Consider the following 25101-nt stretch of genomic DNA (forward strand, 5'->3'; position numbering starts at 1 on the left):
GCCGGGGGCGGCTTGCGACCCGTATTATCGCCGCGTGCGACGCCCGGCACCGGCGGATAGACCGCGCCGCGGCCAATCCGTTCGGTCCGCGGCCCGCCGAGGCGGTCCGGAAGCCCCGGGTTGCCGCGCCGATCCGCTATAATTCGAGGTTTTCGAAGCGCAGGAACATCATGGAAGCAGAACGCCTCAACGCCATCTCCGGTGCCATCTCCGATCTCCGTTCGCGAACGGAAGATCTACGGGGGTATCTTTGACTACGATGTCAAAGTAGGAAGGCTGGACGAAGTCAACGGTTTGCTGGAAGACCCCGACGTCTGGAACAACCCCAAGCGGGCCCAGGACCTCGGCAAGGAAAAGAAGGCAATCGAGGGCGTGGTAAGCGTGCTCAGCAAGCTCACCGACGACCTCAGCGGCGCCGAAGAGCTGTTTGAGCTCGCCAGGGAAGAAGGCGACGACGACACCCTCGAAGCGATCGAGGCCGACGTCAAGGGCTTCGAGGAGATCGTCGCGGGCATGGAATTCCGCCGCATGTTCTCGGGCGAGATGGACCAGGCCAACGCCTTTATCGACATCCAGGCCGGCGCTGGCGGCACCGAAGCGTGCGACTGGGCCTCGATGCTGCTGCGCCAGTACCTGAAGTACTGCGAGCGCAAGGGCTTCAAGGCCGAGGTGCTGGAAGAGTCCGAAGGCGACGTGGCCGGCATCAAGAGCGCGACCATCAAGATCGAGGGCGAATACGCCTTCGGCTACCTGCGTACTGAAACCGGCGTGCACCGCCTGGTGCGCAAGTCGCCGTTCGATTCGTCGGGCGGGCGCCATACCTCGTTCTCGTCGGTGTTCGTCTACCCCGAGGTCGACGATTCGTTCGAGGTCGAGGTCAACCCGGCGGACCTGCGCGTGGACACCTACCGCGCCTCGGGGGCGGGCGGCCAGCACATCAACAAGACCGATTCGGCCGTGCGGATCACGCACATCCCTACCGGAATCGTGGTGCAGTGCCAGAACGACCGCTCACAGCACCGCAACCGTGCCGAAGCCATGTCGATGCTGAAATCGCGCCTGTACGAGCACGAGATGCGCAAGCGCCAGGCCGAGGCCGACAAGCTCGAAGCCGGCAAGACCGACGTGGGCTGGGGCCACCAGATCCGCTCCTACGTGCTGGACCAGAGCCGCATCAAGGACCTGCGCACCAACGTGGAAATGTCCAACACCCAGAAGGTGCTGGACGGCGACCTGGACCCGTTCATCGAGGCCAGCCTCAAGCAGGGACTGTAAGGCCGTACCGGGCCGCCCGCGGCGGCACAGCAACATCACCGCAATCGCTGGATCATCGCTGTACCGCCGCAGCTGCGGCCTTTCCGACCGGGGCACCATGAGCGAAGCCAATCACCTCTACATCATCACCGGCGCCTCGCGCGGGCTGGGCGCGGCACTGACCAATGCCCTGCTCGTGCCGGGCAACCGACTGATCTGCGTGGCGCGCAGCCGCAACAGCGAGCTCGAGCGCATCGCCACCATGAGCGGCGTGCCGGTGGCCTGGCACCTGCAGGACCTGTCGCAGGCCGGCCCCGCCGCAACCTGGCTCGCCAGCGTGCTCGATACGCTCGACATCCCGCCGACCAGCGCCACGCTGATCCTGAACGCGGGCGTGGTCGAACCGATCGGCCCGGTCACGCGCCTGCAGGAGAAAACCCTGGTGCCGCACCTGCTGACCAACCTGGCGGCGCCGATGACGATGACCGCGGCGTTCCTGGAGCGCACCGAGAAGTTCGACTGCCCGCGCAAGGTGCTGGCGATCTCCTCCGGCGCGGCGCGCCGCCCGGTCGAAGGCTGGAGCGCCTACTGCGCCGGCAAGGCCGGGCTGGACATGTTCATGCGCTCGGTCAACGCCGAGTACGCCCAGGCCGAAGCCCCGCGCACCGTGCGCGCCGTGGCGCTGGCCCCGGGCGTGATCGACACCGGCATGCAGGCCACCATCCGCAATGCCGACTTCGCCCAGGTGCAGCGCTTCCGCGAGCTGAAAGCCAATGAACAGCTGGCGTCGGCCGAGGAAACCGCCGGCCGCATCGTCGCCTACCTGCACCGCCCGGATTTCGGCAGCACCGAGCTGGACGATCTCCGCAACTACTAAGCCGCACCCATCAAGCCATCTGAATCCGCGCGCGGCACGCCGCGCGCGATCCGACAAGACATCATGACTGAACCGAACCGCGCCCAGGCCAAGCCAGCCGCCGCAGATACTCCCGCCGTCGACGAGAACAAGATCATCGCGGAGCGGCGCGAGAAACTGGCCGCGCTGCGCCAGCAAGGCGTGCCCTTCCCCAACGATTTCCGCCCCACCCACCAGGCCGCCGCGCTGCAGGCGCAATACACCGAGACCGAGCAGGCCACGCTCGAGGCCGCGCCGGTCGAGGTCGCCATCGCCGGGCGCATGATGCTCAAGCGCGTGATGGGCAAGGCCAGCTTTGCCACGGTGCAGGACGGCAGCGGCCAGATCCAGTTCTACATCACCCGCGACAAGGTCGGCGAAGAGGTCTACGCGGCCTTCAAGCACTGGGACCTGGGCGACATCATCAGCGCCCGCGGCGAACTGTTCCGCACCAACAAGGGCGAGCTGTCGGTGCAGGTGCGCGAGCTGCGCCTGCTGTCCAAGTCGCTGCGTCCGCTGCCGGACAAGTTCCACGGCCTGGCCGACCAGGAAATGAAGTACCGCCAGCGCTATGTCGACCTGATCGTGTCGCCGGAAACACGCAACACCTTCCGCGCCCGCACCAATGCGATCTCGTCGCTGCGCCGCCATATGGCCGATGCCGGCTTCATGGAAGTGGAAACGCCGATGCTGCACCCGATCCCGGGCGGCGCCGCGGCCAAGCCCTTCATCACGCACCACAATGCGCTGGACATGCAGATGTTCATGCGCATCGCGCCCGAGCTGTACCTGAAGCGCCTGATCGTCGGCGGCTTCGAGCGTGTGTTCGAGATCAACCGCAACTTCCGCAACGAAGGGGTGAGCCCGCGCCACAACCCCGAGTTCACCATGATGGAGTTCTACGCGGCCTACACGGACTACCGCTGGCTGATGGACTTCACCGAGGACCTGATCCGCAAGGCCGCGATCGATGCGCGCGGCAGTGCCGTGCTGACCTACCAGGACCGCGAGCTGGACCTGTCCAAGCCGTTCCATCGGCTGACGATCTGCCAGGCGATCCAGAAGTTCGCACCGCAGTACACCGATGCGCAACTGGCCGATGCCGGGTTCCTGCGCACCGAGCTGAAGAAGTTCGGCGTCAACACCAACGCGCCGCAGTTCCTCAACGCCGGCCTGGGCACGCTGCAACTGGTGCTGTTCGAGGAAACCGCGGAAAACCAGCTGTGGGAGCCGACCTTCATCGTCGACTACCCGGTCGAGGTCTCGCCGCTGGCACGCGCCTCGGACACGGTGCCTGGCATCACCGAGCGCTTTGAACTGTTCATCACCGGCCGCGAGATCGCCAACGGCTTCTCGGAGCTGAACGATGCCGAGGACCAGGCCGACCGTTTCCGCAAGCAGGTCGAGCAGAAGGACGCCGGCGATGAAGAAGCCATGTACTTCGACGCCGACTACATCCGCGCGCTGGAATACGGCATGCCCCCGACGGGCGGCTGCGGCATCGGCATCGACCGCCTGGTGATGCTGCTGACGGATAGCCCGAATATCCGCGACGTCATCCTGTTCCCGCACCTGCGCCGGGAAGACTGAGCAAGCGCTTTGGCAAGATGAAGCCCCACCGAATCGGTGGGGCTTTTTCCTTGGGGCGCCGCCAATGTCATGCCAAGCCGCCGAATGTTACAGCCTGGCCCCGTGATATGCGCCCCAACCAACCATAAGGCATTGATATAAAAGATATTTTCCGCCTACATATATTTACAAAAACAAACGGAAAACCCCACCCGCTTCGGCCACACTGGTTCCATCCCAACGCGGCCTTCGCCGCACCGGAGCCATAGCAATGCAAAGCCAAGCCACCCCGAACGACAACACCCCTGCCCCGCTGCCGCCGCAACGCCGGCTGCATCCGCTCGTCGGTGCGGCAGCCGTCGCCGTGGTGATCGCCAGCCTGACCGCGGTCGCCGCCGTCACTGGCGTGCTGCCGATCGGCAAGGCCAGCCCTGACCTGCCGGCGCAGGCCGGTGCGCAGGCAGACCCGCAAGGGCCGCTGCCGGTCACGGCAGCGCCCGCCCCGGGCAGCACAACCCGGCCGCCGGTCTACAACGACGGCCAGCAGCGCCCGGCCGGCCAGGATGCCACCGGTTCGTCGCAAGCCGCGCCACGCACCGCCCCGGCACGCCAGGCCGCGCAGCGCGACAGCGAGCCGCGCGCCAGCCAGCGTGCCGACACCGAGCGCCAGGCTGCCAAGGGCAGCCCCTACGCCGGCCGTATCGTCTCGGTGACGCCGATCCAGACCCAGAAGCCCAACACCAGCGGCCTGGGCGCGCTCGGCGGGGCCGTGGTGGGCGGGCTGCTGGGCAACCAGGTCGGCAAGGGCAATGGCCGCATCGTCGGCACCGTGGTGGGTGCCGTGGGTGGCGGCGTGGCCGGCAACCAGATCGAGAAGACCGTCAGCAAGGACACGCACTATGAAGTGCGCGTGCGCATGGATGACGGCAGCCACCGCACCTTCACCTACGAGAAAGACCCCGCCGTGCAGCCAGGCGAGCGCGTGCACCTGGAGAACGGCGCGCTGATGCGGGGCTGATCCGGCTCTCGCGCAGCAGCAAAGCAAAAGGCCGGCAATTTGCCGGCCTTTTGTCGCCATCCCGATACTGCGTCGCTTATTCGGCTTCCTGGATCCAGGCCTGCTGGATCGCCTCCAGGATCTTCTCGCCCGAGCGCTCGGGCGCGTCGGCAAAGCCGTCGAGCTCCAGCACCCAGCGGCGCAGGTCAGTGAAGCGCACGCCCGCCGGATCGACATCCGGGAACTTGTCATACAGCGCTTCGGCAATGGCGTAGGTATCGGTCCACTTCATGGGATTGTTCTCCGCTGAGATTTGCCGGCCGCTCAGTGGCCTTCCTTGGCGTGGTTGATGGTGTACTTCGGGATTTCGATGGTCAGGTCTTCATCATCGACGATGGCCTGGCACGACAGCCGCGAATTCGGCTCCAGCCCCCAGGCCTTGTCGAGCAGGTCTTCTTCCTTCTCCTCGGCCTCGTTGAGCGAATTGAAGCCCTCGCGCACGATCACGTGGCAGGTGGTGCAGGCGCACGACTTCTCGCACGCATGCTCGATCTCGATGCCGTGCGAGAGCAGCGCGTCGCAGACGCTGACGCCCTTCTCGGCTTCGATCACCGTCCCTTCCGGGCAATATTCAACGTGGGGCAAAACAACGATCTGTGGCATGTGGTGTCCTGATGTCTGTATGTCGGTGCGGGCCCGGTGATCAGCCCAGCTCCTGCACCTTGCGCCCGGCCAGCGCGCTCTTGATCGAACGGTCCATGCGGCGGGCGGCGAATTCGTCGGTACCGTGCGACAGCTTCTCCACCGCGGCGTGGATGGCGTGGTGGTCTTCGCCGGTGGCGATCTCGCGCACCGTAGCCATCAGCGCCTCGACCGCGGTGCGCTCTTCCGCCGACAGCAGGTCGCCATCGGTTTCCAGCGCGCGCTGCGTGGCCTCGACCAGCCGGTCGGCTTCCACGCGCTCTTCGGCCAGCGCGCGGCTCTTCATGTCGTGCTCGGCCTCGCGGAAGCTTTCCTGCAGCATGCGCGCGATATCGTCGTCGGCCAGGCCGTACGACGGCTTGACCGTGACCGAGGCTTCCACACCCGAATGCGTTTCGCGCGCGGTCACCGACAGCAGGCCGTCGGCATCGACCTGGTAGGTCACGCGGATGCGCGCCGCGCCCGCCACCATCGGCGGGATGCCGCGCAGCTCGAAGCGCGCCAGCGAGCGGCAGTCGCTGGCCAGCTCGCGCTCGCCCTGCAGCACGTGGATCGCCATCGCGGTCTGGCCATCCTTGAAGGTGGTGAATTCCTGCGCGCGCGCCACCGGGATGGTGCTGTTGCGCGGGATGATCTTCTCGACCAGGCCGCCCATGGTCTCAACGCCCAGCGACAGCGGGATCACGTCGAGCAGCAGCCAGTCTTCGCCCGGGGCATGGTTGCCGGCCAGCAGGTTGGCCTGCATCGCGGCGCCCAGCGCCACCACGCGGTCCGGGTCGAGGTTGGTCAGCGGGGTCTGGCCGAAGTAGTCGCCCACGGCCTTGCGGATCGACGGCATGCGCGTGGCGCCGCCGACCAGCACCACGCCCTTGACCTCGTCGGGCGCGACGCCCGCGTCGCGCAGCGCCTTGCGCACCGGCGCCAGGGTCTTCTGCACCAGGTGCGCGGTGACCTGGTCGAAGATCTCGACAGTCAGCGTCAGGTGGACGATCTCGCCGGACTCCAGCACGGCGTCGATCACGGTGCTGTCGCTTTCCGACAGCGCTTCCTTGGCCGCGCGCGCACGCACCATCAGCAGGCGCATGTCCTGCGCCGATAGCGGCTGCAGGCTGGCCTGCTCGACGATCCAGCACAGCAGGCGCTGGTCGAAGTCATCGCCGCCGAGGGCCGAGTCGCCGCCGGTGGCCAGCACCTCGAACACGCCCTGCGTGAGCTTGAGCACCGAGATATCGAAGGTGCCGCCGCCCAGGTCGTAAACCGCGTAGATGCCTTCCGAGGCATTGTCCAGGCCGTAGGCAATGGCCGCGGCAGTGGGCTCGTTGAGCAGGCGCAGCACTTCCAGGCCGGCCAGGCGCGCGGCGTCCTTGGTCGCCTGGCGCTGGGCCTCGTCGAAGTAGGCCGGCACCGTGATGACGGCGCCGACCAGGTCGTCGCCCAGCGTGTCTTCAGCGCGCTGGCGCAGCGTGGCCAGGATCTCGGCCGAGATCTCCACCGGGCTCTTTACGCCGGCGGCGGTCTTGATCTGCAGCATGCCCGGCGCGTCGACAAAGTCATACGGGCTGTGCTCGATATTGGCCACGTCGCGCAGGCCGCGGCCCATGAAGCGCTTGACCGAGACGATGGTGTTCTTGGGGTCGCGCACCGCTTCTTCCTGGGCCCGGTAGCCGATATGGGCGGTACGGTCCGGCAGGTAGCGCACGACCGACGGCAGCAGCGCGCGGCCGCGCTCGTCGCCCAGCACTTCGGGAATGCTGCTGCGCACCGCGGCCACCAGCGAATTGGTGGTGCCGAGGTCGATGCCGACGGCCAGGCGGCGTTGGTGGGGCGCCGGCGACATGCCGGGTTCGGAAATCTGGAGCAGTGCCATGGTATTTCTTTGCTGTCTTGTGCGGCAGTGGAAACCGCCATGCGGGTGGCATTGGGGAGCGGTTTTCGCGCCGGGCGCCATTGTGTCACGGCCCCGGCAAACGTGCCGGTCAGTGTTCCAGCCGGTCGATGGCCTCGCTGGTATCGTGCTCGATCTTCTCGATAAACATCAGTTGCCGCACCGCGCCGCCAGCCGCCTCGTTGTCGCCGGAATCCAGCAACGCGCCCAGTGCTTCGTGGCGCTCACGCTTTTCCTGGCGCAGCTCGCGCAGCAGCGCATCGAGCCGGTCCACTGCGCGCTCTTCCACCGCTTCCTGCAGCGCTTCGCGCCATTCCATCTGCTGCATCAGGAAGGCCGGAGTCATGGCCGTGTTGTTCTCGGCCTGCACATCGACGCCGCGCAGCTTCAGCAGGTAGGTCGCGCGCCGCAACGGCTGGCGCAGCGTACGGTAGGCTTCATTGGCATGCGCGGCCCATTGCATGGCCACGCGGCGCTCGGCGTCGCCCGCCTTGGCAAAGCGGTCCGGATGCGCCTGCGACTGCACGGTGCGGTACGCCGCATCCAGCGCGGCGTCATCGACGCCGTACTGCGCCGGCAGGCCGAACAGCGCAAAAAAATCGTCTTTCAACTGCTTCCCCAAGAAAAAAGAGCGGCCGCGCCGCCCCTTTGTCCATTGCCGCCACGGTGCCGCTCAGGCGGGCTTGCGTGCCCCCTCGGCCGGCGGTTCGTTGCGGTCGCACTTCAGGCAGTTCACCCGCATGCCGATCATGCCGGCGCGGCCCTGCTCGCTTTGCGTCCATGGCCGCGACTGCCATGGCGGGTCGTGCCGCATATGCTGGCCGTGCCCGCATTCGAGTTCGGCCACCCAGTGGCCTTCCTCGTCCCGGCGGAACCCGACGATGCTGCGCTCCACCGGGGCTTGCTTGCGCTGGCGCGCCTCAGACCGTGAAGGACTCGCCGCAGCCGCACTCGTCCTTGACGTTGGGGTTGTTGAAGCGGAAACCTTCGTTCAACCCTTCACGTGCGTAGTCGAGTTCGGTGCCGTCGATATACGGCAGGCTCTTGGCGTCGACGATGACCTTGATGCCGTGCGATTCGAACACCGCGTCTTCCGGCAGCAGCTCGTCGACGTATTCCAGCTTGTAGGCCAGGCCCGAGCAGCCGGTGGTCTTCACGCCCAGGCGCAGGCCCACGCCCTTGCCGCGGCGTTCCAGGTAGCGGGCCACATGCTTGGCCGCCTTCTCGGTCATGGTGATCATCGTTGCGTCTTCCTTCGTCGATGCCGTGGTCAGTGCGACAGAATCAGGCAGCCTTCTGCTCGGCGCCGTGCTTCTTCTTGTAGTCTTCGACGGCGGCCTTGATCGCGTCTTCGGCCAGGATCGAGCAGTGGATCTTCACCGGCGGCAGCGCCAGTTCTTCGGCGATCTGGGTGTTCTTGATCTCCAGCGCCTGGTCCACGGTCTTGCCCTTGACCCACTCGGTCACGAGCGAGGACGAGGCAATGGCCGAGCCGCAGCCGTAGGTCTTGAACTTGGCGTCTTCGATCACGCCCGCCTCGTTGACCTTGATCTGCAGCTTCATCACGTCGCCGCAGGCCGGCGCACCGACCATGCCGGTGCCGACCGCATCGTCGTTCTTGTCGAACGAACCGACGTTGCGGGGGTTTTCATAGTGATCGAGAACCTTGGTGCTGTATGACATTTTGCTTACCTCTTGCGTATCTTTGCGGGGGTATTGCGTTTTGTTCTGATGATCTGTGCGGGCGCGTCAGTGCGCGGCCCACTGGATCGAATTCAAATCGACGCCGTCCTTGAACATTTCCCACAGCGGCGACAGGTCGCGCAGCTTGCCGATCTTGCTCTTGAGCAGTTCGATGGTGTAGTCGATCTCCTGCTCGGTGGTGAAGCGGCCCACCGTGAAGCGGATCGAGCTGTGCGCCAGTTCGTCGTTGCGGCCCAGGGCGCGCAGCACATACGACGGCTCCAGCGAGGCCGAGGTGCAGGCCGAACCCGACGACACCGCCACGTCCTTGATCGCCATGATCAGCGACTCGCCTTCGACGAAGTTGAAGCTGACATTCAGGTTGTGCGGCACGCGCTGTTCCAGGTCGCCGTTCAGGTAGACCTCTTCCATGTCCGACAGGCCGTTCCACAGGCGGTCGCGCAGCATGCGGATGCGTTCGTTCTCGGTCGCCATCTCTTCGCGGGCGATGCGGAAGGCTTCGCCCATGCCGACGATCTGGTGCGTGGCCAGCGTGCCCGAGCGCATGCCGCGCTCATGGCCGCCGCCGTGCATCTGCGCCTCGATGCGCACGCGCGGCTTGCGGCGCACGTACAGCGCGCCGATGCCCTTGGGGCCGTAGGTCTTGTGGGCCGAGAACGACATCAGGTCGCACTTCAGCTTGCCCAGGTCGATCGCCACCTTGCCGGTTGCCTGCGCGGCGTCGCAATGGAAGATGATGCCCTTCTCGCGGCAGATCTCGCCGATCTGCGCGACGTCCTGGATCACGCCGATCTCGTTGTTGACCAGCATCACCGACACCAGGATGGTGTCCGGGCGCAGCGCCTGCTTGAACACTTCCATGTCAAGCAGGCCGTTTTCCTTCACGTCCAGGTAGGTCACTTCAAAGCCCTGGCGCTCCAGCTCGCGCGTGGTGTCGAGCACGGCCTTGTGCTCGGTCTTCAGGGTGATGATGTGCTTGCCCTTGCCCGAATAGAAGTTCGCGGCGCCCTTGATCGCCAGGTTGTTCGATTCGGTCGCACCCGAGGTCCACACGATCTCGCGCGGGTCGGCGCCGACCAGTGCGGCCACCTGCTCACGTGCTTCTTCCACCGCGCGCTCCGCTTCCCAGCCGTACGCGTGGCTGCGCGAGGCGGGGTTGCCGAACTGCTCGCGCAGGTACGGAATCATCTTGTCCGCCACGCGCGGGTCCACCGGCGTGGTGGCCGAGTAATCCATGTAGATGGGGAAATGTGGGGTGCTCATCGTTATGACTGCCTTGTTAGGGACCGCTGATCGCTGTTTTGCTGTCGTTGCCTGGGCGCGCTCAGGACTGCGCCAGGCTGAAAACTGAATTCACCATTCTGGCCCGGACCGGCTTTTCCTGCTTGTCGGCCTTGCCGCGCGCAGCGGCCGCGACCGGCTGCGCGGCGTCCTCGCGCATGTCGTGCAGCACGGCCGGCTGGCGCTCGCGCTGCTGGTCCACCAGGTTCTTGAGGGAAACGGAGTCGAGGTACTCGACCATCTTCTGGTTCAGCGTGGCCCACAGTTCATGGGTCATGCAGCGCCCGGAGCCGTCATCTCCGTTACAATTGCCCTTGCCGCCGCACTGGGTGGCATCCAGGGGCTCGTCCACGGCGATGATGATGTCCGCCACGGTGACGTCTTCGGCCTTGCGCGCCAGACTGTAGCCGCCGCCCGGGCCGCGCACGCTTTCGACGATCTCGTGCCGGCGCAGCTTGCCAAACAACTGCTCCAGGTAGGACAGCGAGATCTTTTGCCGCTGGCTGATGCCGGCGAGCGTGACCGGTCCCTGGTCCTGGCGCATGGCCAGGTCGATCATCGCAGTGACCGCGAAGCGGCCTTTGGTGGTCAGTCTCATGGTGCAGGGCTCTGGGGGTGAAGCTAATACTTGATCGTTTCCGTCAAGTATAAAGGTACCCGACTAATTCAGTCAACTACCCCTGCCGCAGCGCACCACGCCCCGATCACGCTTCGCGCCCGCCCGCGGCCGTCTCCGGGCCTGCCGCGCGCGGCGGAATCACCAGCGACAACGGGTGCTTCAGGATGCGCCGCCGCACGGCCGCGCTCAGTTCGGCGCGGTCCACGCGCCGCAGGTTGCGTGACCGCAGCGCCATATTGAACGCCAGCGCGAAGCTCACCGCCACGTTCAGCATCCCCATCAGCGCAATGCCCGCCACCGCCAGCCACAGCGACGGCATGCGCAGTGCATCCAGCCCCAGCACGCCGATGGCGGCGCCGACCGAGCCCGTCGACAGCGTCACATGGCGCACTTCCATATGGGGCCCGAAGAAGCTCAGGATTTCCGGCCCCAGCCCCAGCAGCAGGCCCAGCGACACGTTGGCGGCTATGCCCGACAGGTTGCGCTTCCAGAAATCCGCCAGACGGGTGGCGCCGCGCGCACCCAGCACGTACTGGAGGCGCCGGTTGTAGGCCATCACGTCGTGCACGCGATGCAGCGCGAACCAGTTGTCGGCCCAGCCGGCAATCAGGCTGGACAGCCACAGCAGCACGCCGGTGAAGGCGGCATAGAGCGGCGTCGGGCCCAGGATCGAGAACGACTCGATGGTGGCAATCGCCTTGGCCGGCGTGATCAGGTTGGCGCCGAGCAGTTTGTGCGCCAGCCACTGGATCCCCAGCGCCACCGGGAACACCACCGCCAGGTTGCCGACGATCGCCGCCGCGTTGGAGCGGATCATGGCAATGGTGTCGTCGACGAATATCTCGCGCCCTTCCGGCCGCCCTGCCCCGTCCAGCCGGTGCGCCAGCGCCGGCCCGGTCATGGCCGGCTGCTTGGTCGCCAGCGTGAAGTGCGCAAAGTGGATGGCCAGGAAGCTGCCGGCGTAGTTGAGCGAGGCCAGCAACCCTTCACTGAACTTGTCCAGGTGCAGGCCGTAGATCAGGAACTTCAGGTACACGGTGGCGACCGAGACCAGGCCGCCGCCGGCCGCGGCGCGCACCAGCTCGGCGTATTCCTTGCGGTCGCGCGTGATGTAGTGCTCGCCGGTCTCGGCCGAGCGCTCCACCACCTTGCGCGCCAGCTGCGCGAACGAGGTGCCGGCCAGGTGCGAGATGCTGCGCCGGGCCTGGGTCGATCGGATCAGCTCCGCCACCAGGTGCGCATGCATGCCGGGCCGGCGGGGCTCGACCCAGGCCGCCAGCAGCAGCTCGATGCGGCTGAGCTGCACCTTCATGCGCTCGATCTGGAACACCACCTCGACCGACACGCCGTTTTCCTCCAGGTCCTCATACACCTGGCGGATCGCGGCATGGCAGCCGTCCAGCAGCGCGCGGAAGTAGTTCAGGCGGTGGCCAAAGCTGTTGTCGTCATGGCGCAGGCCCTCTTCACGCAAGGCCTGGATGGCCTCGTCCAGGCGGAAGAACGGTGTCTCTTCCACCCGCCCGGCCAGGCGCGAACGGATCGCCTGACTCAGGCCGGTGGCGCGCACCTGGCTGACCAGCACCGCGATGCTGGTGGCCAGCGTCTGGCCCAGCGCATCGCGATAGTGCGCCATGCCCGCCGCTTCGCCCCCGGCGCTGCCGGCCTGCAGCACGCGCGCCAGCCGCGCCAGCAGCCCATCGTCGATGGCCTCGACCCACTCCGCGTCCTCATCCCCGACGAACACCAGCGCAAACAGCCCCGCCATGTCGCTGCGGTTGGGCGGCGGCGGCAGGAAGCGGTTCTGCAGCCGGCCCACCATCTCGCTGACGAAGCCCGGGTGCAGGGCCACGCCGGTATCGCAGAACAGTCCGGTGGGGTCGTTCTCGCGCACCAGGCTGCGCACCGTCAGGGCGAAACGCCCGGCCCAGTCGGGATGCCGCTCCAGCACCTGCAGCAGGTAGCGCAGCCGCACATGCTCGGGGTGGCGGCGGTCCGTGCCAGGTTCCTGGCTGTCAGTATCGGCGCCCAGCCCGCCATCGCGGCGGATCCAGAAGCCCAACTCGATCAGCCAGCCGTTGCGCTCGGCCAGCGGCGCCTCAGGATCGGCAGCGGCCAGGATGGCGTCGAGCTGCAGGCTTGCATTGCGCGATTCGCGCCATTTGCGGAACAGTTTGCGAAGCATGGATTCTCGTGGGATCGGTCCGCCGGGCGCGGCGCCGGAGGCGTCGCGGCGCGGGCCGCAGAAAGGACGATGGAGCGGGCGCCGGGATCAGCCGGCGTTGCCTTGCAGGCGCTGGCGCAACTCGGCCACCAGGCCGTCGCAGGCATCTTCGATGTAGTCGAGCACGCGCTCGAAGCCATCGCCTTCGCCGTAGTAGGGGTCCGGCACCTCGTCGGCGTCGTGGCGGGTGGCGAAGCTCATCAGCAGGCGCAGCTTGGCGCCGGCATCGGGGCGCAGCCGCGCCAGGCCGGCCAGGTTCTCGCGGTCCATCGCCAGGATCAGGTCGAAGCGGTCGAAGTCAGGCAGGCCGACCTTGCGCGCGCGCAGCGCGGACAGGTCATAGCCGCGCTGCAGCGCGTGGCGCTGGGTGCGGGGATCGGGCGCGCGGCCCAGGTGGTATTCATGCGTGCCCGCCGAATCCAGTTCCACCAGTGCGTCCAGCCCCGCCGCAGCCAGCTTGGCGCGCAGCACGCCCTCCGCCGTCGGGGAACGGCAGATGTTTCCCATGCAACACATCAGGATGGCGTATGTCTTCATCGGATCACGGCTTGGCGGGAGTGGAACGGCGGGCGCACCGGCACACGGCAAGGCCGCCGGCCGGACAGCCGCAATTCTACCCGCAGCCCTTCAGGCCAGCTGCTTGGCCAGCCGCTCGCCGTGCGCAAACCCGGCCACTTCCGCGGCCTCGCGCGATTTGTAGTGCTCGGTGATGCGCGAGGTCTCGGTCAGCGTGCCGGCGGCGCGGATATTGGTGCCGGGGCGGCAGACGCGCACGGTGTAGGACCATTCGCTCTGTGAGCGCTGTTTGACCTGGACCTGCACCTCGTGGGTTTCATAGACCTTCTTCTTCCATTCACCGATATCGCTCATTGTGGTTCTCCACGGAAAATGGGTGATGCCTGGCTAGTTGACCTCGCCGGCGTCGATCGCGCGCATGGCGCCGGCCTCCGCCAGGGCGATGGCCCCTTCGGGCGTGGGCGCGTCGCCCGCAATCGCCTCGTAGCTGGGGCCGGATGGCTCGCCGAAGGCATCGGCGATGCGCATCTGCGCCGCAAACCCGCCGGCGGCATTGGGGACCGCGCTGACCACGACCGCGTAGCCGCCGTATTCAAACTGGCGTTCCATCTTGCCTCCTTTGCGGCAGCCTTCGCGCTTTCACCCTTCATGACCGGCGCCGCCGCGAATTTCACTATAGGCGAAGCGCGCGTGGCGGTGCGGCGTATCAGGCAGGCGGCAGCGCGCCCTCTCCACTGGCGCCGAACACCTGCGCCTTGAGCTTGGCCAGCTGGTCGCGCACCTGCGCCGCCTGCTCGAACTCCAGGTTGCGGGCGTGATCGAGCATGAGCTTCTCCAAACGCCTGATTTCCTTGGAGACCTGCTTCTCGCTCATGTCCTCGTAGCGGGCCTGCTCCTGCGCCGCCAGCAGCTCGGCCCTGGCATCGTTGACGCTATAGACGCCGTCGATAATGTCCTTGATGCGCTTGACCACGCCGCGCGGCGTGATGCCGTTGGCCTCGTTGAAGGCGATCTGCTTGGCACGGCGGCGCTCGGTCTCTCCAATCGCCTTCTTCATCGACTCGGTCATGCGGTCCGCGTACAGGATCGCGGTACCGTTGACGTTGCGCGCGGCGCGCCCGATGGTCTGGATCAGCGAGCGCTCGGCGCGCAGGAAGCCTTCCTTGTCCGCATCGAGGATCGCCACCAGCGACACCTCGGGAATATCCAGGCCTTCGCGCAGCAGGTTGATGCCCACCAGCACGTCGAAGGTGCCCAGGCGCAGGTCGCGGATGATCTCCACGCGCTCGACCGTGTCGATGTCCGAGTGCAGGTAGCGCACCTTGACGCCGTTCTCGGACAGGAACTCGGTCAGCTGCTCGGCCATGCGCTTGGTCAGCGTGGTCACCAGCACGCGTTCGCCAACCTCCACGCGGGCGTGGATTTCCGATAGCAGGTCATCCACCTGCGTGGTCGCCGGGCGCACCATGATGATGGGATCGACCAGCCCGGTCGGACGCACCACCTGCTCCACCACCTGCCCGGCATTGTCCTGCTCGAACTGCGCCGGCGTGGCCGAAACAAACATCACCTGGCGCATCTTGCGCTCGAATTCGTCGAACTTCAGCGGCCGGTTGTCCAGCGCCGAGGGCAGCCGGAAGCCGTACTCCACCAGCGTGGTCTTGCGCGCGCGGTCGCCGTTGTACATGCCGTTGAGCTGGCCGATCAGCACGTGCGACTCGTCCAGGAACATCAGCGCGTCGGGCGGCAGGTAGTCGACCAGCGTCGGCGGCGGCTCGCCCGGCTTCGCGCCGGACAGGTGCCGCGAATAGTTCTCGATGCCCTTGCAGAAGCCCAGCTCGGACAGCATTTCCAGGTCGAAGCGGGTGCGCTGCTCAAGCCGCTGCGCCTCCACCAGCCGGTTTTCCTTGTGGAAGAACTCCAGCCGCTCGCGCAGCTCCGACTTGATCGCCTCGATCGCGCGCAGCACGGTCTCGCGCGGGGTCACATAGTGGCTCGACGGATAGACCGTGAAGCGCGGGATCTTCTGGCGCACGCGGCCAGTCAGCGGGTCGAAGAACTGCAGCGACTCGACTTCGTCGTCGAACATCTCCAGCCGCACCGCCATCTCGGCATGCTCGGCCGGGAAGATGTCGATGGTGTCGCCGCGCACGCGGAAGGTGCCGCGCTGGAAATCGGTCTCGTTGCGGGTGTACTGCATCGCGATCAGGCGCGCGATCACATCGCGCTGGCTGATCTTGTCGCCGGCCCGCAAGGTGAGAATCATCTGGTGGTATTCGGTCGGGTTGCCGATACCGTAGATCGCAGAGACGGTCGCCACGATGATCGTGTCGCGGCGCTCCAGCAGGCTCTTGGTCGCCGACAGCCGCATCTGCTCGATATGCTCGTTGATCGACGAGTCCTTCTCGATAAACAGGTCGCGCTGCGGGACGTAGGCCTCGGGCTGGTAGTAATCGTAGTAGCTGACGAAGTACTCGACCGCGTTGCGCGGGAAGAACTCGCGAAACTCGGCGTAGAGCTGGGCCGCCAGCGTCTTGTTGGGCGCGAACACGATCGCCGGCCGTCCCATCCGGGCGATCACATTGGCCATGGTGAAGGTCTTGCCCGAACCCGTCACCCCCAGCAGCGTCTGGAACGACAGGCCGTCCTCGACCCCCTCCACCAGTTGCCGGATGGCCTCCGGCTGGTCGCCGGCGGGCGGGAACGGCTGGTAGAGCTGGAACGGGGAGCCGGGGAATGTGACGAATTTGTCTTCGTCCAGGGCCGGCGCGGCTTCTGCAAGGTTCGACATAGGGGGCGAATTTACGGGCGGGATTAGGGAAATACCTCAGGAATACGGGGCGAATACGCTAGAATCTTGGGGTTGCCAGCCCCCGCTTCAAGCCGGAAGCGTCACGGGGGCCTGTCAGCCCCCAGCGCAGTCCGAAGCATTCTACGCCTTCCCGTTTTCTTACATAGCCGACCACGAGATTCCAAATGAGTTTGTTTTCTGCCGTCGAGATGGCCCCGCGCGACCCGATCCTGGGCCTAAACGAAGCCTTCAATGCCGATACCCGCCCGACCAAGGTCAACCTGGGCGTTGGCGTGTACTTCACCGACGAAGGGAAAATCCCCCTGCTGCGCGCCGTCCAGGAGGCAGAAAAGGCACGTCTGACCACCGCCACGCCGCGTGGCTACCTGCCGATCGAAGGCATTGCCGCCTATGACCAGGCCGTGCAGACGCTGCTGTTCGGCAAGGAATCGCCGCTGATCACGGAAGGCCGCGTGGTGACGGCCCAGGCACTCGGCGGCACCGGCGCGCTGAAGATCGGCGCCGACTTCCTGAAGCGCCTGTATCCGGACGCCAAGGTCGCCATCAGCGACCCGAGCTGGGAAAACCACCGCGCACTGTTCGAATCCGCCGGCTTCCCGGTGGTCAACTATGCCTACTACGATGCCCCCAGCCACGGCCTGAACTTTGCCGGCATGGTGGAATCGCTGAAGTCGTTCCCGGCCAACACCATCGTCGTGCTGCACGCCTGCTGCCACAACCCGACCGGCGTGGACCTGTCGCCCGAGCAGTGGAAGCAGGTGGTGGAACTGGTCAAGGAACGCAACCTGATCCCGTTCCTGGACATGGCCTACCAGGGCTTTGCCGACGGCATCGACCCGGACGGCGCCGCCGTGCGCCTGTTCGCGGACTCCGGACTGCCCTTCTTCGTGTCGAGCTCGTTCTCGAAGAGCTTCTCGCTGTACGGCGAGCGCGTCGGCGCGCTGTCGATCGTCACCACCAGCAAGGAAGAAGCGCAGCGCGTGATGTCGCAGGTCAAGCGCGTGATCCGCACCAACTACTCCAACCCGCCGACGCACGGCGGCACCGTGGTCGCGACCGTGCTGAACAGCCCGGAACTGCGCGCCATGTGGGAAGAAGAGCTGGCCGAGATGCGCGACCGCATCAAGCTGATGCGCCATGCGCTGGTCGACAAGCTGGCCGCCAAGGGCGTGCCGGGCGACTTCTCCTTCGTCAAGGCGCAGCGCGGCATGTTCTCGTACTCGGGCCTGACCTCGGCCCAGGTGGACCGCCTGCGCAACGAGCATGGCATCTACGCCGTCGGCACCGGCCGCATCTGCGTGGCCGCGCTGAACAGCCGCAACATCGACGCCGTCGTCGATGCGATCGCAGCTGTGATGTAAAAGGCTTTTGCAATCGCCATCCCGCAACAGGTGGCGACTGGCGCAAGCGTCACAAAGCAATGCACAAAAAGCGGCTTCGGCCGCTTTTTGCATTTGTTTACGATTTATCAGCCAATGTCATCAAGAAATCAGCCTTTTACCTTATTGTTTTCCGCAGCAACAGATGTACTTTAAGGTATATGCTGCAGAGCAAGATCGTTAGCACGGTCGTTCGGTTAAAGGCATAATCGGCGCCACGATCCCCCGGTGTATTGTCAGTACATTAGTACTTGGTAGTACGTACCTCTTAGCTAGACCCAGGCAGAAAAGGCATGCTCTACCAATTGCATGAGTTCCAGCGCTCGATCCTGCACCCGCTGACCGCGTGGGCCCAGGCGACCGCCAAGACCTTCACCAACCCCCTCAGCCCGCTCTCGCTGGTTCCCGGCGCACCCCGCCTGGCTGCCGGCTATGAACTGCTGTACCGGCTCGGCAAGGAATACGAAAAGCCGGCATTCGACATCAAGTCGGTGCGCTCCAACGGGCGCGACATCCCCATCGTCGAGCAGACCGTGCTTGAAAAGCCGTTCTGCAAGCTGGTGCGCTTCAAGCGCTATGCCGACGACCCGGAGACCATCAAGCTGCTCAAGGATGAGCCGGTGGTGCTGGTGGCCGCGCCGCTGTCGGGCCACCATGCCACGCTGCTGCGCGACACGGTGCGCACGCTGCTGCAGGACCACAAGGTCTACGTCACCGACTGGATCGACGCACGCATGGTGCCGGTCGAGGAAGGCGCGTTCCACCTGTCGGACTACATCTACTACATCCAGGAATTCATCCGCCATATCGGCGCCGAGAACCTGCATGTGATCTCGGTATGCCAGCCCACCGTGCCGGTGCTGGCCGCGATCTCGCTGATGGCCTCGGCCGGCGAGAAGACGCCGCGCACCATGACCATGATGGGCGGCCCGATCGACGCCCGCAAGAGCCCCACCGCGGTCAACTCGCTGGCGACCAACAAGTCGTTCGAGTGGTTCGAGAACAACGTCATCTACACCGTGCCGGCCAACTACCCCGGCCACGGCCGCCGCGTCTACCCGGGCTTTTTGCAGCATGCCGGTTTCGTGGCGATGAACCCGGACCGGCACCTTTCCTCGCACTATGACTTCTACCTGAGCCTGGTCGAGGGCGATGCGGATGACGCCGAAGCCCACGTGCGCTTCTACGACGAATACAACGCGGTGCTCGACATGGCCGCCGAGTACTACCTCGACACCATCCGCGAGGTGTTCCAGGAATTCCGCCTGGCCAACGGCACCTGGGCCATCGACGGCAATCCGGTGCGGCCGCAGGACATCAAGAGCACCGCGCTGATGACCGTCGAGGGCGAACTGGACGACATCTCGGGCGCGGGCCAGACCGCCGCGGCGCACGACCTGTGCGCCGGCATCCCGAAAATCCGCAAGCAGCACCTGAACGCGGCACACTGCGGCCACTACGGCATCTTCTCGGGCCGGCGCTGGCGCGAAGAGATCTACCCGCAGCTGCGCGACTTTATCCGCAAGTACCACCAGGCCTCGGCCACCAGGTAAGAAAACGCCCGCGATTGCGGGCGTTTCTTCTTGCGGGGCCGGGATGCTCAGTGCTTCTTCAGGTAGCTGAGCAGCATTTCCGAGTGCAGCTCGGCAAAGCGCTCATGCTCCTGCTGCGAGGCCACGTCGCGGCCGATCACGGCACTGATGGTATAGCGGTTGGACAGCACGTAGTAGCCCAGCGCGGAAATCGTCAGGTAGAACTGCGGCACGTCGATATCGTCGCGGAACACGCCTTGTTCCTGCCCGCGCCGGATCACGTCGGCCAGCACATCCACCACCGGGTTGATCAGCTGCTGCAGCTGCGCCGACTTTTTCAGGTGCCGGGCCTCGTGCAGGTTCTCGCTGTTGACCAGGCGGATGAACTCCGGGTGCTCGTAATACCAGTCCCAGACGAAACGCGCCAGCGTGCGCACGCCCTGGACCGGGTCTTCGTCGACCAGGTGCAGCTGCTCCTCGTCGGCGCGGAAATTAGCGTATTGCTTCTCAAGCACCGCCAGGAACAGGCCTTCCTTGCTGCCGTAGTAGTAGTACAGCATTCGTTCGTTGGTTTCCGCGCGCCGGGCAATCTGGTCGACGCGGGCGCCGGCCAGACCCCCCTTGGCGAATTCCTCGGTGGCCGCAGCGAGGATGCGTCGGCGCGTCCCTTCCGGGTCGCGTTTGGTCTTGGGCTCAGTTGACATGGGGTGGCTGGTCGATCGTTGCGCGGATTATGGCATAGGCCGGAATGCGGCAATCCGGCGGTGCGCGCATCATCGCCGTTTCTGCCCGCCGGCGAAATCGGGGATAATCCTTGCGGCGCGATGGCTCGCAGGGGTCCACAGAGATCCCGGTGCCGCAGGGTCGCTGGCCTATTGTCCGCCGCCGGGTTCGGCTGTTATGTCGCCAAACCCTCACAGCGCCCCGTAAATATCGTGTCTTGACCGTTCTGATCCGGCCTTGGTCCCTGTCTTGTCCCCTGATTTCCTGCCCGTAGTCGTGAATCCCGCCGTCAAGTCCCTTGCCGACCGCATCGAAGCGCTGCTGCCACAGACCCAGTGCACAAAATGCGGCTTCAACGGCTGCCGCCCCTACGCCGAAGCCATGGCCAGCGGCGAAGCCGCCTGCAACCGCTGCCCGCCCGGCGGCGCGGAAGGAATCGTGCGCCTGGCCGCGGCGCTCGGCACCGAACCACTGCCGCTGGACCCGGAGCGCGGCAGCGAACAGCCGCGCGCGGTGGCCCGCATCGACGAGAGCCTTTGCATCGGCTGCACGCTTTGCATCCAGGCCTGCCCGGTCGATGCGATTGCCGGCGCCGCCAAGCAGATGCATACGGTGATCCCTGACTGGTGCACCGGCTGCGACCTGTGCGTGGCGCCCTGCCCGGTCGACTGCATCGACATGGTCCCGGTCACCGGCGCGCGCACCGGCTGGGCCGCGTGGTCGCAGGCGCAGGCCGATGCCGCGCACGCGCGCTACCTGGCGCGCAATGCGCGGCTGGTGCGCGAGCGCGAGGAAAACGACGCGCGCCTGGCCGCCAAGGCCGCCGCCAAGCTGGCCGCGGTGCAAGCCGAAGCGCCGGAGAACGATGCCGAGCGCGCCGCGCAGGAACGCAAGCGCGCCATCATCCAGGCCGCCATCGAACGCGCCCGGCAGAAGCAGCAGGCCGCGCAGCCGCGCAATACGGAGAACGTCTCGGCTGCGGTGCAGGCCCAGATCGACGCCGCCGAAGCACGGCGCGCGCGCGCGGGACTTGCCAGGCCTGGATCCGACCAGAACGCCAATACCGACCCGGAAGAAAAACAATGAACGCCGCCAAGTGCCGTGCCATCTTTGAGACGCTGCGCGAAACCAACCCTGCCCCGGCCACCGAACTGGAATACAGCTCGCCGTTCGAGCTGCTGATCGCCGTGCTGCTGTCGGCGCAGGCGACCGACGTCGGCGTCAACAAGGCCACGCGGCGGCTGTTCCCGGTAGCGCATACCCCACGCCAGATGCTGGACCTGGGCGAAGCCGGCCTCAGCGAGTACATCAAGACCATCGGGCTGTACAAGACCAAGGCGAAGCATGTGATCGAAACCTGCCGCATCCTGGTCGAGCGCCACGGCGGCAAGGTCCCGCCCGAGCGCGAAGCGCTGGAGGCGCTGCCGGGCGTGGGCCGCAAGACCGCCAACGTGGTGCTCAACACCGCGTTCGGCGAGCCCACCATCGCGGTGGACACGCATATCTTCCGGGTAGCGAACCGCACCGGGCTGGCGCCGGGCAAGACCGTGCAGATCGTCGAGCAGAAGCTGCTCAAGTGCGTGCCGCATGAGTTCCTGCACGATGCCCACCACTGGCTGATCCTGCACGGCCGCTACGTGTGCAAGGCGCGCAAGCCAGAGTGCTGGCACTGCGTGATCGAGCCGCTATGCGAGTTCAGGGAAAAGACGCCGGCGCCGCAGCTGTAACCCGGGCCTGATGTCCTAGTCCGGCTCGTGCGCCAGCACCAGGGCCAGCTGTAGCGCGGTGCGCGCGACGACCTCCACCTCGGGCGCGTAGCCGTGCGTGATCCAGCGCAGGGCGATGTGGACCACCCCGCCCGCCACCCCCGCCGTCAGCAACGGATCGAGCTTGCGTCCCGGCGGCAGCAGCGCTTGCGCGAGCAGCCCGCCGAATTCATCCAGCGAATCCGCCAGCGCCCCGTCGACCAGCTTGCTGACGCCGCGGATTTCCACCAGGAACACCCGCGCTGAACGCGGCTCGCGCCGCAGCGCCCCGAAATAGGCGCGCAGCATGGCCAGCGCGCGTTGCTGGCCCTCGCCTCCGGCCCCCTCGCCCGCCAGGGCGAGGGTGTGCAGCAAGCGGTGGGTCACCGTTTGAAACGATGCCAGCAGCAAGGCCTCGCTGTTGGCGAACGACTCATAGAAATACCGTTCGGTAAGGCCCGCGGCCTCGCACACGGCCTTGACGGTGGCGTTCTGGTAGCCGCGCTCGCCGTAGACCTGCACGGCCGCGGCAATCAGCTGCACACGGCGTTGGGCACGTCGTTCTTCGGCTTCGGCGCCGCGGTAGCGACGCGCGGGGGTGAGCTCGGTCGTCATGCGCGCCATTATGACATTCCCTATTGTCAGATTCCTTGCCGGATCGCTTCTGACAATCTATGTTGTCAGAAGCGCCACTCGCCCGAATCCCCCAATGACCGCCTCAAGTCCCGATGACGCAGTCCTTGATGTCCTGATCGTAGGCGCCGGCCTGTCCGGCATCGGCGCCGCGCGCCAGCTGCAAATGCGCTGCCCCGGCAAGCGCTACGCCATCCTGGAGGCGCGTGAGGCCATGGGCGGCACCTGGGACCTGTTCCGCTACCCCGGCATCCGCTCGGATTCGGACATGTACACGCTGGGCTACCGCTTCAAGCCCTGGCGCGGCGCCAAGGCCATCGCCGACGGGCCGTCGATTCGCGCCTACATCCGCGAAACCGCCGAAGAGGCCGGCATCACGTCACATATCCGCTTCGGCCATCGGGTCATCAGCGCGGCATGGGACAGCGCCGCAGCCTGCTGGACGGTCGAAGCCGAACGCAGTGCGGACCGCAGCCGGCTGCGCCTGCGCACACGCCTGCTCTATGTGTGCGCAGGCTATTACAGCTATGCCGAGGGCCACCGGCCCGAATTTGCAGGCGAAGCGCAATTCCGCGGCAGCATGGTGCATCCGCAGTTCTGGGACGAATCGCTCGACTACGCCGGCAAGCGCGTGGTGGTGATCGGCAGCGGCGCCACGGCGGTCACGCTGGTGCCGGCCATGGCGAAAAGCGCCGCGCACGTGACGATGCTGCAGCGCTCTCCCACCTATATCGTGACGCGCCCCGGCGAGGACGCCATCGCCCACAAGCTGCGCCGCGTGCTGCCGGAGCGGCTGGCCTACGCCGCCACGCGCTGGAAGAACGTGCTGCTGGGCATGATGTTCTTCCAGCTGGCGCGGCGCCGGCCGGACCGCGTCAGGCAGCGCCTGATCGGCATGGCGGCAGCGCAACTGGCGCCGGGCTATGACGTCGGCACCCACTTCACGCCCCGCTACCGGCCCTGGGACCAGCGCCTGTGCCTGGTGCCCGACGGCGACCTGTTCCGCGCGATCCGCGACGGGCGCGCATCGGTGGTGACCGACACCATCGACCGGTTCACCGAGAACGGCATCGTGCTGGCCAGCGGCAAGACGCTGGCCGCGGATGTCGTGGTGGTGGCCACCGGCCTCAAGCTGAACATGCTGGGCGACATTGCACTCACCGTGGACGGCCAGCCGCGCCGCCCCGCCGAATGCCTGGCCTACAAGGGGATGATGCTGAGCGATGTGCCCAACCTCGTGCTGGCCTTCGGGTACACCAATGCCTCGTGGACGCTCAAGGCCGACCTCACGGCCGAGTACGTCTGCCGCCTGCTGCGTCATATGGATCGCCACGCCCACCGCATTGCCGTGCCGCGCGCCCCGGCTGACGTTGAGCCGACCCCGTTCCTGGATTTCACCTCCGGCTACGTGCAGCGTGCCGCCACCGTGCTGCCCCGGCAAGGGCATCGCAAGCCATGGCGCGTGCACCAGAACTACCTGAAAGACCTGCTGGCGATCCGGCACGGGCGCATCGCAGACGGCGTGTTGCAGTTCGATGTCCCGCCTCCCTCTCCCCTGGCACACCGGGCGCACCGGGACGGCCAGGACACCACCGACAACAACAACACGGTGCCGGCCGTTGCCGCCAGCGAGGTGCAATCATGACCATCGTCCTGACCGTTTTCGCGGTGCTGATCGGGCTGATCCTGGCGCTGGGCGCGTCGCTGTATCTGTACACGTGGCGCACCGCGCGGCGCATCGAAGCCGCCATGCCGCCGCACGGCCGCTTTGTCGACGTGCCCGGCGCGCGGCTGCACGTGGTGGAGCGCGGCCAGGGCCCGGCGGTGCTGCTGGTGCATGGCCTGTCCGGCCAGCTTGAGAATTTTGGCTACGGCATGATCGGGCCGCTTGCCGAGCATTTCCGCGTGATCGCCGTCGACCGCCCCGGCGCGGGCCACTCCATACGCAAGCCGGGCAGCGCCGCGGACCTGCCGGCGCAGGCCGCAGCGCTCGCCGCGCTGTGCGACAAGCTTGGCCTGGAGCGTCCGCTGGTGGTGGGCCATTCGCTGGGTGGCGCGATTGCGCTGGCACTGGCCATCCACCACCCCGAGCGCGTGGGCGGGCTGGCACTGATCGCGCCGCTCACGCACCCGCCCAAGGCGATCTCGCCGGTGTTCCAGGCCATGACCGTGCCCAGCGCGTGGCTGCGCCGGCTGATGGCATGGACGCTGGTGGTGCCGATGTCGATTCGGCGCCGCGAAGCCGTGATGGACATCGTGTTCGGCCCGGACCCGGTGCCGGACGACTTCCCGACGCGCGGAGGCGGGCTGCTGGCGCTGCGGCCGCGCCACTTCCTGGCCGCGTCCGAAGACCTGATCGGCGCCGCGCAGAGCCTGCCGGCGCTGCTGCACCGCTACGGCACGCTGCGCGTGCCGGTCAGTGTCCTCTACGGCCGCGAAGACCGCATCCTGGATTTTGCCGAGCATGGCGAAGCGCTCGCCGCCAAGGTTCCGGGCGCCACGCTGACATTGGTCAGCGGCGGGCATATGCTGCCGGTGACCGCCATCGACACCAGCGTCGATTTCGTCCGCGACGCCGCCGCCCGGCTGCAAGTCCCCGCGCCGGCCCAGGCGCAGGTCGCCTGATCCACGGAG

26 protein-coding genes are annotated in these 25101 nt (G+C 66.5%); 10 read left to right on the plus strand and 16 right to left on the minus strand.

The annotated features are described in order from the left end of the window. Positions 1–170: 170 nt before the first annotated feature. The 4 genes from prfB to I6H87_RS01180 all read left to right on the plus strand — a co-directional run bounded on the left by prfB (position 171) and on the right by I6H87_RS01180 (position 4736). Positions 171–1275, plus strand: a protein-coding gene (gene prfB / locus I6H87_RS01165; RefSeq protein WP_099045607.1) for a peptide chain release factor 2 whose coding sequence is annotated in 2 segments (ribosomal slippage) — positions 171–251 and positions 253–1275 — 1104 coding nt in all. Because the reading frame shifts where the segments join, the coding sequence is not laid out codon by codon here. Between the two features lie 97 nt (positions 1276–1372). Beyond that, positions 1373–2131, plus strand: a complete 759-nt coding sequence (locus I6H87_RS01170; protein ID WP_010809016.1) for an SDR family oxidoreductase — start codon at positions 1373–1375, stop codon at positions 2129–2131. Positions 2132–2194: 63 nt separating this feature from the next. Then, positions 2195–3739 (plus strand): lysine--tRNA ligase, encoded by a 1545-nt coding sequence (lysS, locus tag I6H87_RS01175; protein ID WP_011614912.1) that lies wholly within the window; start codon positions 2195–2197, stop codon positions 3737–3739. A 250-nt stretch (positions 3740–3989) separates the two neighbouring features. Next, a complete protein-coding gene (locus I6H87_RS01180; protein WP_010809018.1) occupies positions 3990–4736 on the plus strand; it encodes a glycine zipper 2TM domain-containing protein in 747 nt (248 codons plus the stop codon). Between the two features lie 76 nt (positions 4737–4812). Here I6H87_RS01180 and iscX read toward each other — a convergent pair whose 3' ends face one another. The 14 genes from iscX to uvrB all read right to left on the minus strand — a co-directional run bounded on the left by iscX (position 4813) and on the right by uvrB (position 16434). Next, positions 4813–5007, minus strand: a complete 195-nt coding sequence (gene iscX, locus I6H87_RS01185) for a Fe-S cluster assembly protein IscX (RefSeq protein ID WP_010809019.1) — start codon at positions 5005–5007, stop codon at positions 4813–4815. A gap of 32 nt (positions 5008–5039) precedes the next feature. Continuing rightward, complete coding sequence (gene fdx / locus I6H87_RS01190) at positions 5040–5378, minus strand: ISC system 2Fe-2S type ferredoxin (RefSeq protein ID WP_010809020.1); 339 nt, start codon at positions 5376–5378, stop codon at positions 5040–5042. A 40-nt stretch (positions 5379–5418) separates the two neighbouring features. Then, complete coding sequence (gene hscA / locus I6H87_RS01195; protein ID WP_010809021.1) at positions 5419–7284, minus strand: Fe-S protein assembly chaperone HscA; 1866 nt, start codon at positions 7282–7284, stop codon at positions 5419–5421. Between the two features lie 109 nt (positions 7285–7393). After that, a complete protein-coding gene (gene hscB, locus I6H87_RS01200; RefSeq protein WP_010809022.1) occupies positions 7394–7912 on the minus strand; it encodes a Fe-S protein assembly co-chaperone HscB in 519 nt (172 codons plus the stop codon). 63 nt (positions 7913–7975) lie between these two features. Then, the gene (locus I6H87_RS01205) at positions 7976–8197 is read right to left on the minus strand and encodes a DUF3565 domain-containing protein (RefSeq protein WP_011614911.1); all 222 of its coding nucleotides are present in this window, start codon (positions 8195–8197) and stop codon (positions 7976–7978) included. A gap of 25 nt (positions 8198–8222) precedes the next feature. After that, on the minus strand, positions 8223–8543 hold the full coding sequence (gene iscA, locus I6H87_RS01210) for an iron-sulfur cluster assembly protein IscA (protein WP_010809024.1): 321 nt from the start codon (positions 8541–8543) through the stop codon (positions 8223–8225). A 43-nt stretch (positions 8544–8586) separates the two neighbouring features. Then, positions 8587–8985: a Fe-S cluster assembly scaffold IscU gene (iscU, locus tag I6H87_RS01215; RefSeq protein WP_010809025.1), complete on the minus strand. Its 399-nt coding sequence runs from the start codon at positions 8983–8985 to the stop codon at positions 8587–8589. Positions 8986–9051: 66 nt separating this feature from the next. Beyond that, positions 9052–10275, minus strand: coding sequence for an IscS subfamily cysteine desulfurase (locus tag I6H87_RS01220; protein ID WP_269446663.1), 1224 nt, complete (start codon positions 10273–10275; stop codon positions 9052–9054). 55 nt (positions 10276–10330) lie between these two features. Continuing rightward, positions 10331–10885: a Fe-S cluster assembly transcriptional regulator IscR gene (gene iscR / locus I6H87_RS01225; RefSeq protein WP_011614910.1), complete on the minus strand. Its 555-nt coding sequence runs from the start codon at positions 10883–10885 to the stop codon at positions 10331–10333. Between the two features lie 106 nt (positions 10886–10991). Continuing rightward, positions 10992–13088, minus strand: a complete 2097-nt coding sequence (locus I6H87_RS01230) for a site-specific recombinase (protein WP_011614909.1) — start codon at positions 13086–13088, stop codon at positions 10992–10994. 87 nt (positions 13089–13175) lie between these two features. Next, entirely contained in the window at positions 13176–13664 is a 489-nt protein-coding gene (locus I6H87_RS01235; protein ID WP_010809029.1) for a low molecular weight protein-tyrosine-phosphatase, read from the minus strand. A gap of 90 nt (positions 13665–13754) precedes the next feature. Next, complete coding sequence (locus I6H87_RS01240; protein ID WP_010809030.1) at positions 13755–13997, minus strand: hypothetical protein; 243 nt, start codon at positions 13995–13997, stop codon at positions 13755–13757. A gap of 33 nt (positions 13998–14030) precedes the next feature. Then, positions 14031–14252, minus strand: coding sequence for a hypothetical protein (locus I6H87_RS01245; RefSeq protein WP_010809031.1), 222 nt, complete (start codon positions 14250–14252; stop codon positions 14031–14033). A gap of 97 nt (positions 14253–14349) precedes the next feature. Beyond that, positions 14350–16434 (minus strand): excinuclease ABC subunit UvrB, encoded by a 2085-nt coding sequence (uvrB, locus tag I6H87_RS01250; RefSeq protein ID WP_010809032.1) that lies wholly within the window; start codon positions 16432–16434, stop codon positions 14350–14352. A gap of 185 nt (positions 16435–16619) precedes the next feature. On the opposite strand from uvrB, the gene I6H87_RS01255 reads away from it, so the two are divergent. Then, positions 16620–17816, plus strand: coding sequence for an amino acid aminotransferase (locus I6H87_RS01255; RefSeq protein WP_010809033.1), 1197 nt, complete (start codon positions 16620–16622; stop codon positions 17814–17816). Positions 17817–18127: 311 nt separating this feature from the next. Beyond that, the gene (locus I6H87_RS01260) at positions 18128–19387 is read left to right on the plus strand and encodes a polyhydroxyalkanoate depolymerase (RefSeq protein WP_011614907.1); all 1260 of its coding nucleotides are present in this window, start codon (positions 18128–18130) and stop codon (positions 19385–19387) included. Positions 19388–19434: 47 nt separating this feature from the next. On the opposite strand, the gene I6H87_RS01265 is transcribed toward I6H87_RS01260, so the two are convergent. Next, entirely contained in the window at positions 19435–20070 is a 636-nt protein-coding gene (locus tag I6H87_RS01265; protein WP_010809035.1) for a TetR/AcrR family transcriptional regulator, read from the minus strand. A gap of 295 nt (positions 20071–20365) precedes the next feature. Here I6H87_RS01265 and rsxB point away from each other — a divergent pair, with 295 nt between their 5' ends. Then, on the plus strand, positions 20366–21175 hold the full coding sequence (gene rsxB / locus I6H87_RS01270) for an electron transport complex subunit RsxB (RefSeq protein WP_011614906.1): 810 nt from the start codon (positions 20366–20368) through the stop codon (positions 21173–21175). Then, complete coding sequence (gene nth, locus I6H87_RS01275) at positions 21172–21816, plus strand: endonuclease III (RefSeq protein WP_011614905.1); 645 nt, start codon at positions 21172–21174, stop codon at positions 21814–21816. The genes rsxB and nth overlap by 4 nt, the downstream gene beginning before the upstream one ends. A gap of 15 nt (positions 21817–21831) precedes the next feature. On the opposite strand, the gene I6H87_RS01280 is transcribed toward nth, so the two are convergent. Then, the gene (locus I6H87_RS01280; protein WP_010809038.1) at positions 21832–22458 is read right to left on the minus strand and encodes a TetR/AcrR family transcriptional regulator; all 627 of its coding nucleotides are present in this window, start codon (positions 22456–22458) and stop codon (positions 21832–21834) included. An 85-nt stretch (positions 22459–22543) separates the two neighbouring features. Here I6H87_RS01280 and I6H87_RS01285 point away from each other — a divergent pair, with 85 nt between their 5' ends. Both I6H87_RS01285 and I6H87_RS01290 read left to right on the plus strand, forming a co-directional pair. Beyond that, the gene (locus tag I6H87_RS01285; protein WP_011614904.1) at positions 22544–24112 is read left to right on the plus strand and encodes a flavin-containing monooxygenase; all 1569 of its coding nucleotides are present in this window, start codon (positions 22544–22546) and stop codon (positions 24110–24112) included. Next, positions 24109–25092, plus strand: coding sequence for an alpha/beta fold hydrolase (locus I6H87_RS01290; RefSeq protein WP_011614903.1), 984 nt, complete (start codon positions 24109–24111; stop codon positions 25090–25092). Before I6H87_RS01285 ends, I6H87_RS01290 begins: the two co-directional genes overlap by 4 nt. The last annotated feature ends 9 nt before the right edge of the window (positions 25093–25101 follow it).

This window comes from Cupriavidus necator (assembly GCF_016127575.1).
GTDB classification, from domain to species: Bacteria; Pseudomonadota; Gammaproteobacteria; order Burkholderiales; family Burkholderiaceae; genus Cupriavidus; species Cupriavidus necator_D.

Bases quoted from the DNA above. Each gene is read 5' to 3' on its own strand.
- I6H87_RS01170 (WP_010809016.1), top strand. From the start codon at position 1,373: ATGAGCGAAGCCAATCACCTCTACATCATCACCGGCGCCTCGCGCGGG.
- lysS (WP_011614912.1), top strand. From the start codon at position 2,195: ATGACTGAACCGAACCGCGCCCAGGCCAAGCCAGCCGCCGCAGATACT.
- I6H87_RS01180 (WP_010809018.1), top strand. From the start codon at position 3,990: ATGCAAAGCCAAGCCACCCCGAACGACAACACCCCTGCCCCGCTGCCG.
- iscX (WP_010809019.1), bottom strand. From the start codon at position 5,007: ATGAAGTGGACCGATACCTACGCCATTGCCGAAGCGCTGTATGACAAG.
- fdx (WP_010809020.1), bottom strand. From the start codon at position 5,378: ATGCCACAGATCGTTGTTTTGCCCCACGTTGAATATTGCCCGGAAGGG.
- hscA (WP_010809021.1), bottom strand. From the start codon at position 7,284: ATGGCACTGCTCCAGATTTCCGAACCCGGCATGTCGCCGGCGCCCCAC.
- iscA (WP_010809024.1), bottom strand. From the start codon at position 8,543: ATGATCACCATGACCGAGAAGGCGGCCAAGCATGTGGCCCGCTACCTG.
- iscU (WP_010809025.1), bottom strand. From the start codon at position 8,985: ATGTCATACAGCACCAAGGTTCTCGATCACTATGAAAACCCCCGCAAC.
- iscR (WP_011614910.1), bottom strand. From the start codon at position 10,885: ATGAGACTGACCACCAAAGGCCGCTTCGCGGTCACTGCGATGATCGAC.
- I6H87_RS01230 (WP_011614909.1), bottom strand. From the start codon at position 13,088: ATGCTTCGCAAACTGTTCCGCAAATGGCGCGAATCGCGCAATGCAAGC.
- I6H87_RS01235 (WP_010809029.1), bottom strand. From the start codon at position 13,664: ATGAAGACATACGCCATCCTGATGTGTTGCATGGGAAACATCTGCCGT.
- I6H87_RS01240 (WP_010809030.1), bottom strand. From the start codon at position 13,997: ATGAGCGATATCGGTGAATGGAAGAAGAAGGTCTATGAAACCCACGAG.
- I6H87_RS01245 (WP_010809031.1), bottom strand. From the start codon at position 14,252: ATGGAACGCCAGTTTGAATACGGCGGCTACGCGGTCGTGGTCAGCGCG.
- uvrB (WP_010809032.1), bottom strand. From the start codon at position 16,434: ATGTCGAACCTTGCAGAAGCCGCGCCGGCCCTGGACGAAGACAAATTC.
- I6H87_RS01255 (WP_010809033.1), top strand. From the start codon at position 16,620: ATGAGTTTGTTTTCTGCCGTCGAGATGGCCCCGCGCGACCCGATCCTG.
- I6H87_RS01260 (WP_011614907.1), top strand. From the start codon at position 18,128: ATGCTCTACCAATTGCATGAGTTCCAGCGCTCGATCCTGCACCCGCTG.
- I6H87_RS01265 (WP_010809035.1), bottom strand. From the start codon at position 20,070: ATGTCAACTGAGCCCAAGACCAAACGCGACCCGGAAGGGACGCGCCGA.
- nth (WP_011614905.1), top strand. From the start codon at position 21,172: ATGAACGCCGCCAAGTGCCGTGCCATCTTTGAGACGCTGCGCGAAACC.
- I6H87_RS01280 (WP_010809038.1), bottom strand. From the start codon at position 22,458: ATGGCGCGCATGACGACCGAGCTCACCCCCGCGCGTCGCTACCGCGGC.
- I6H87_RS01285 (WP_011614904.1), top strand. From the start codon at position 22,544: ATGACCGCCTCAAGTCCCGATGACGCAGTCCTTGATGTCCTGATCGTA.
- I6H87_RS01290 (WP_011614903.1), top strand. From the start codon at position 24,109: ATGACCATCGTCCTGACCGTTTTCGCGGTGCTGATCGGGCTGATCCTG.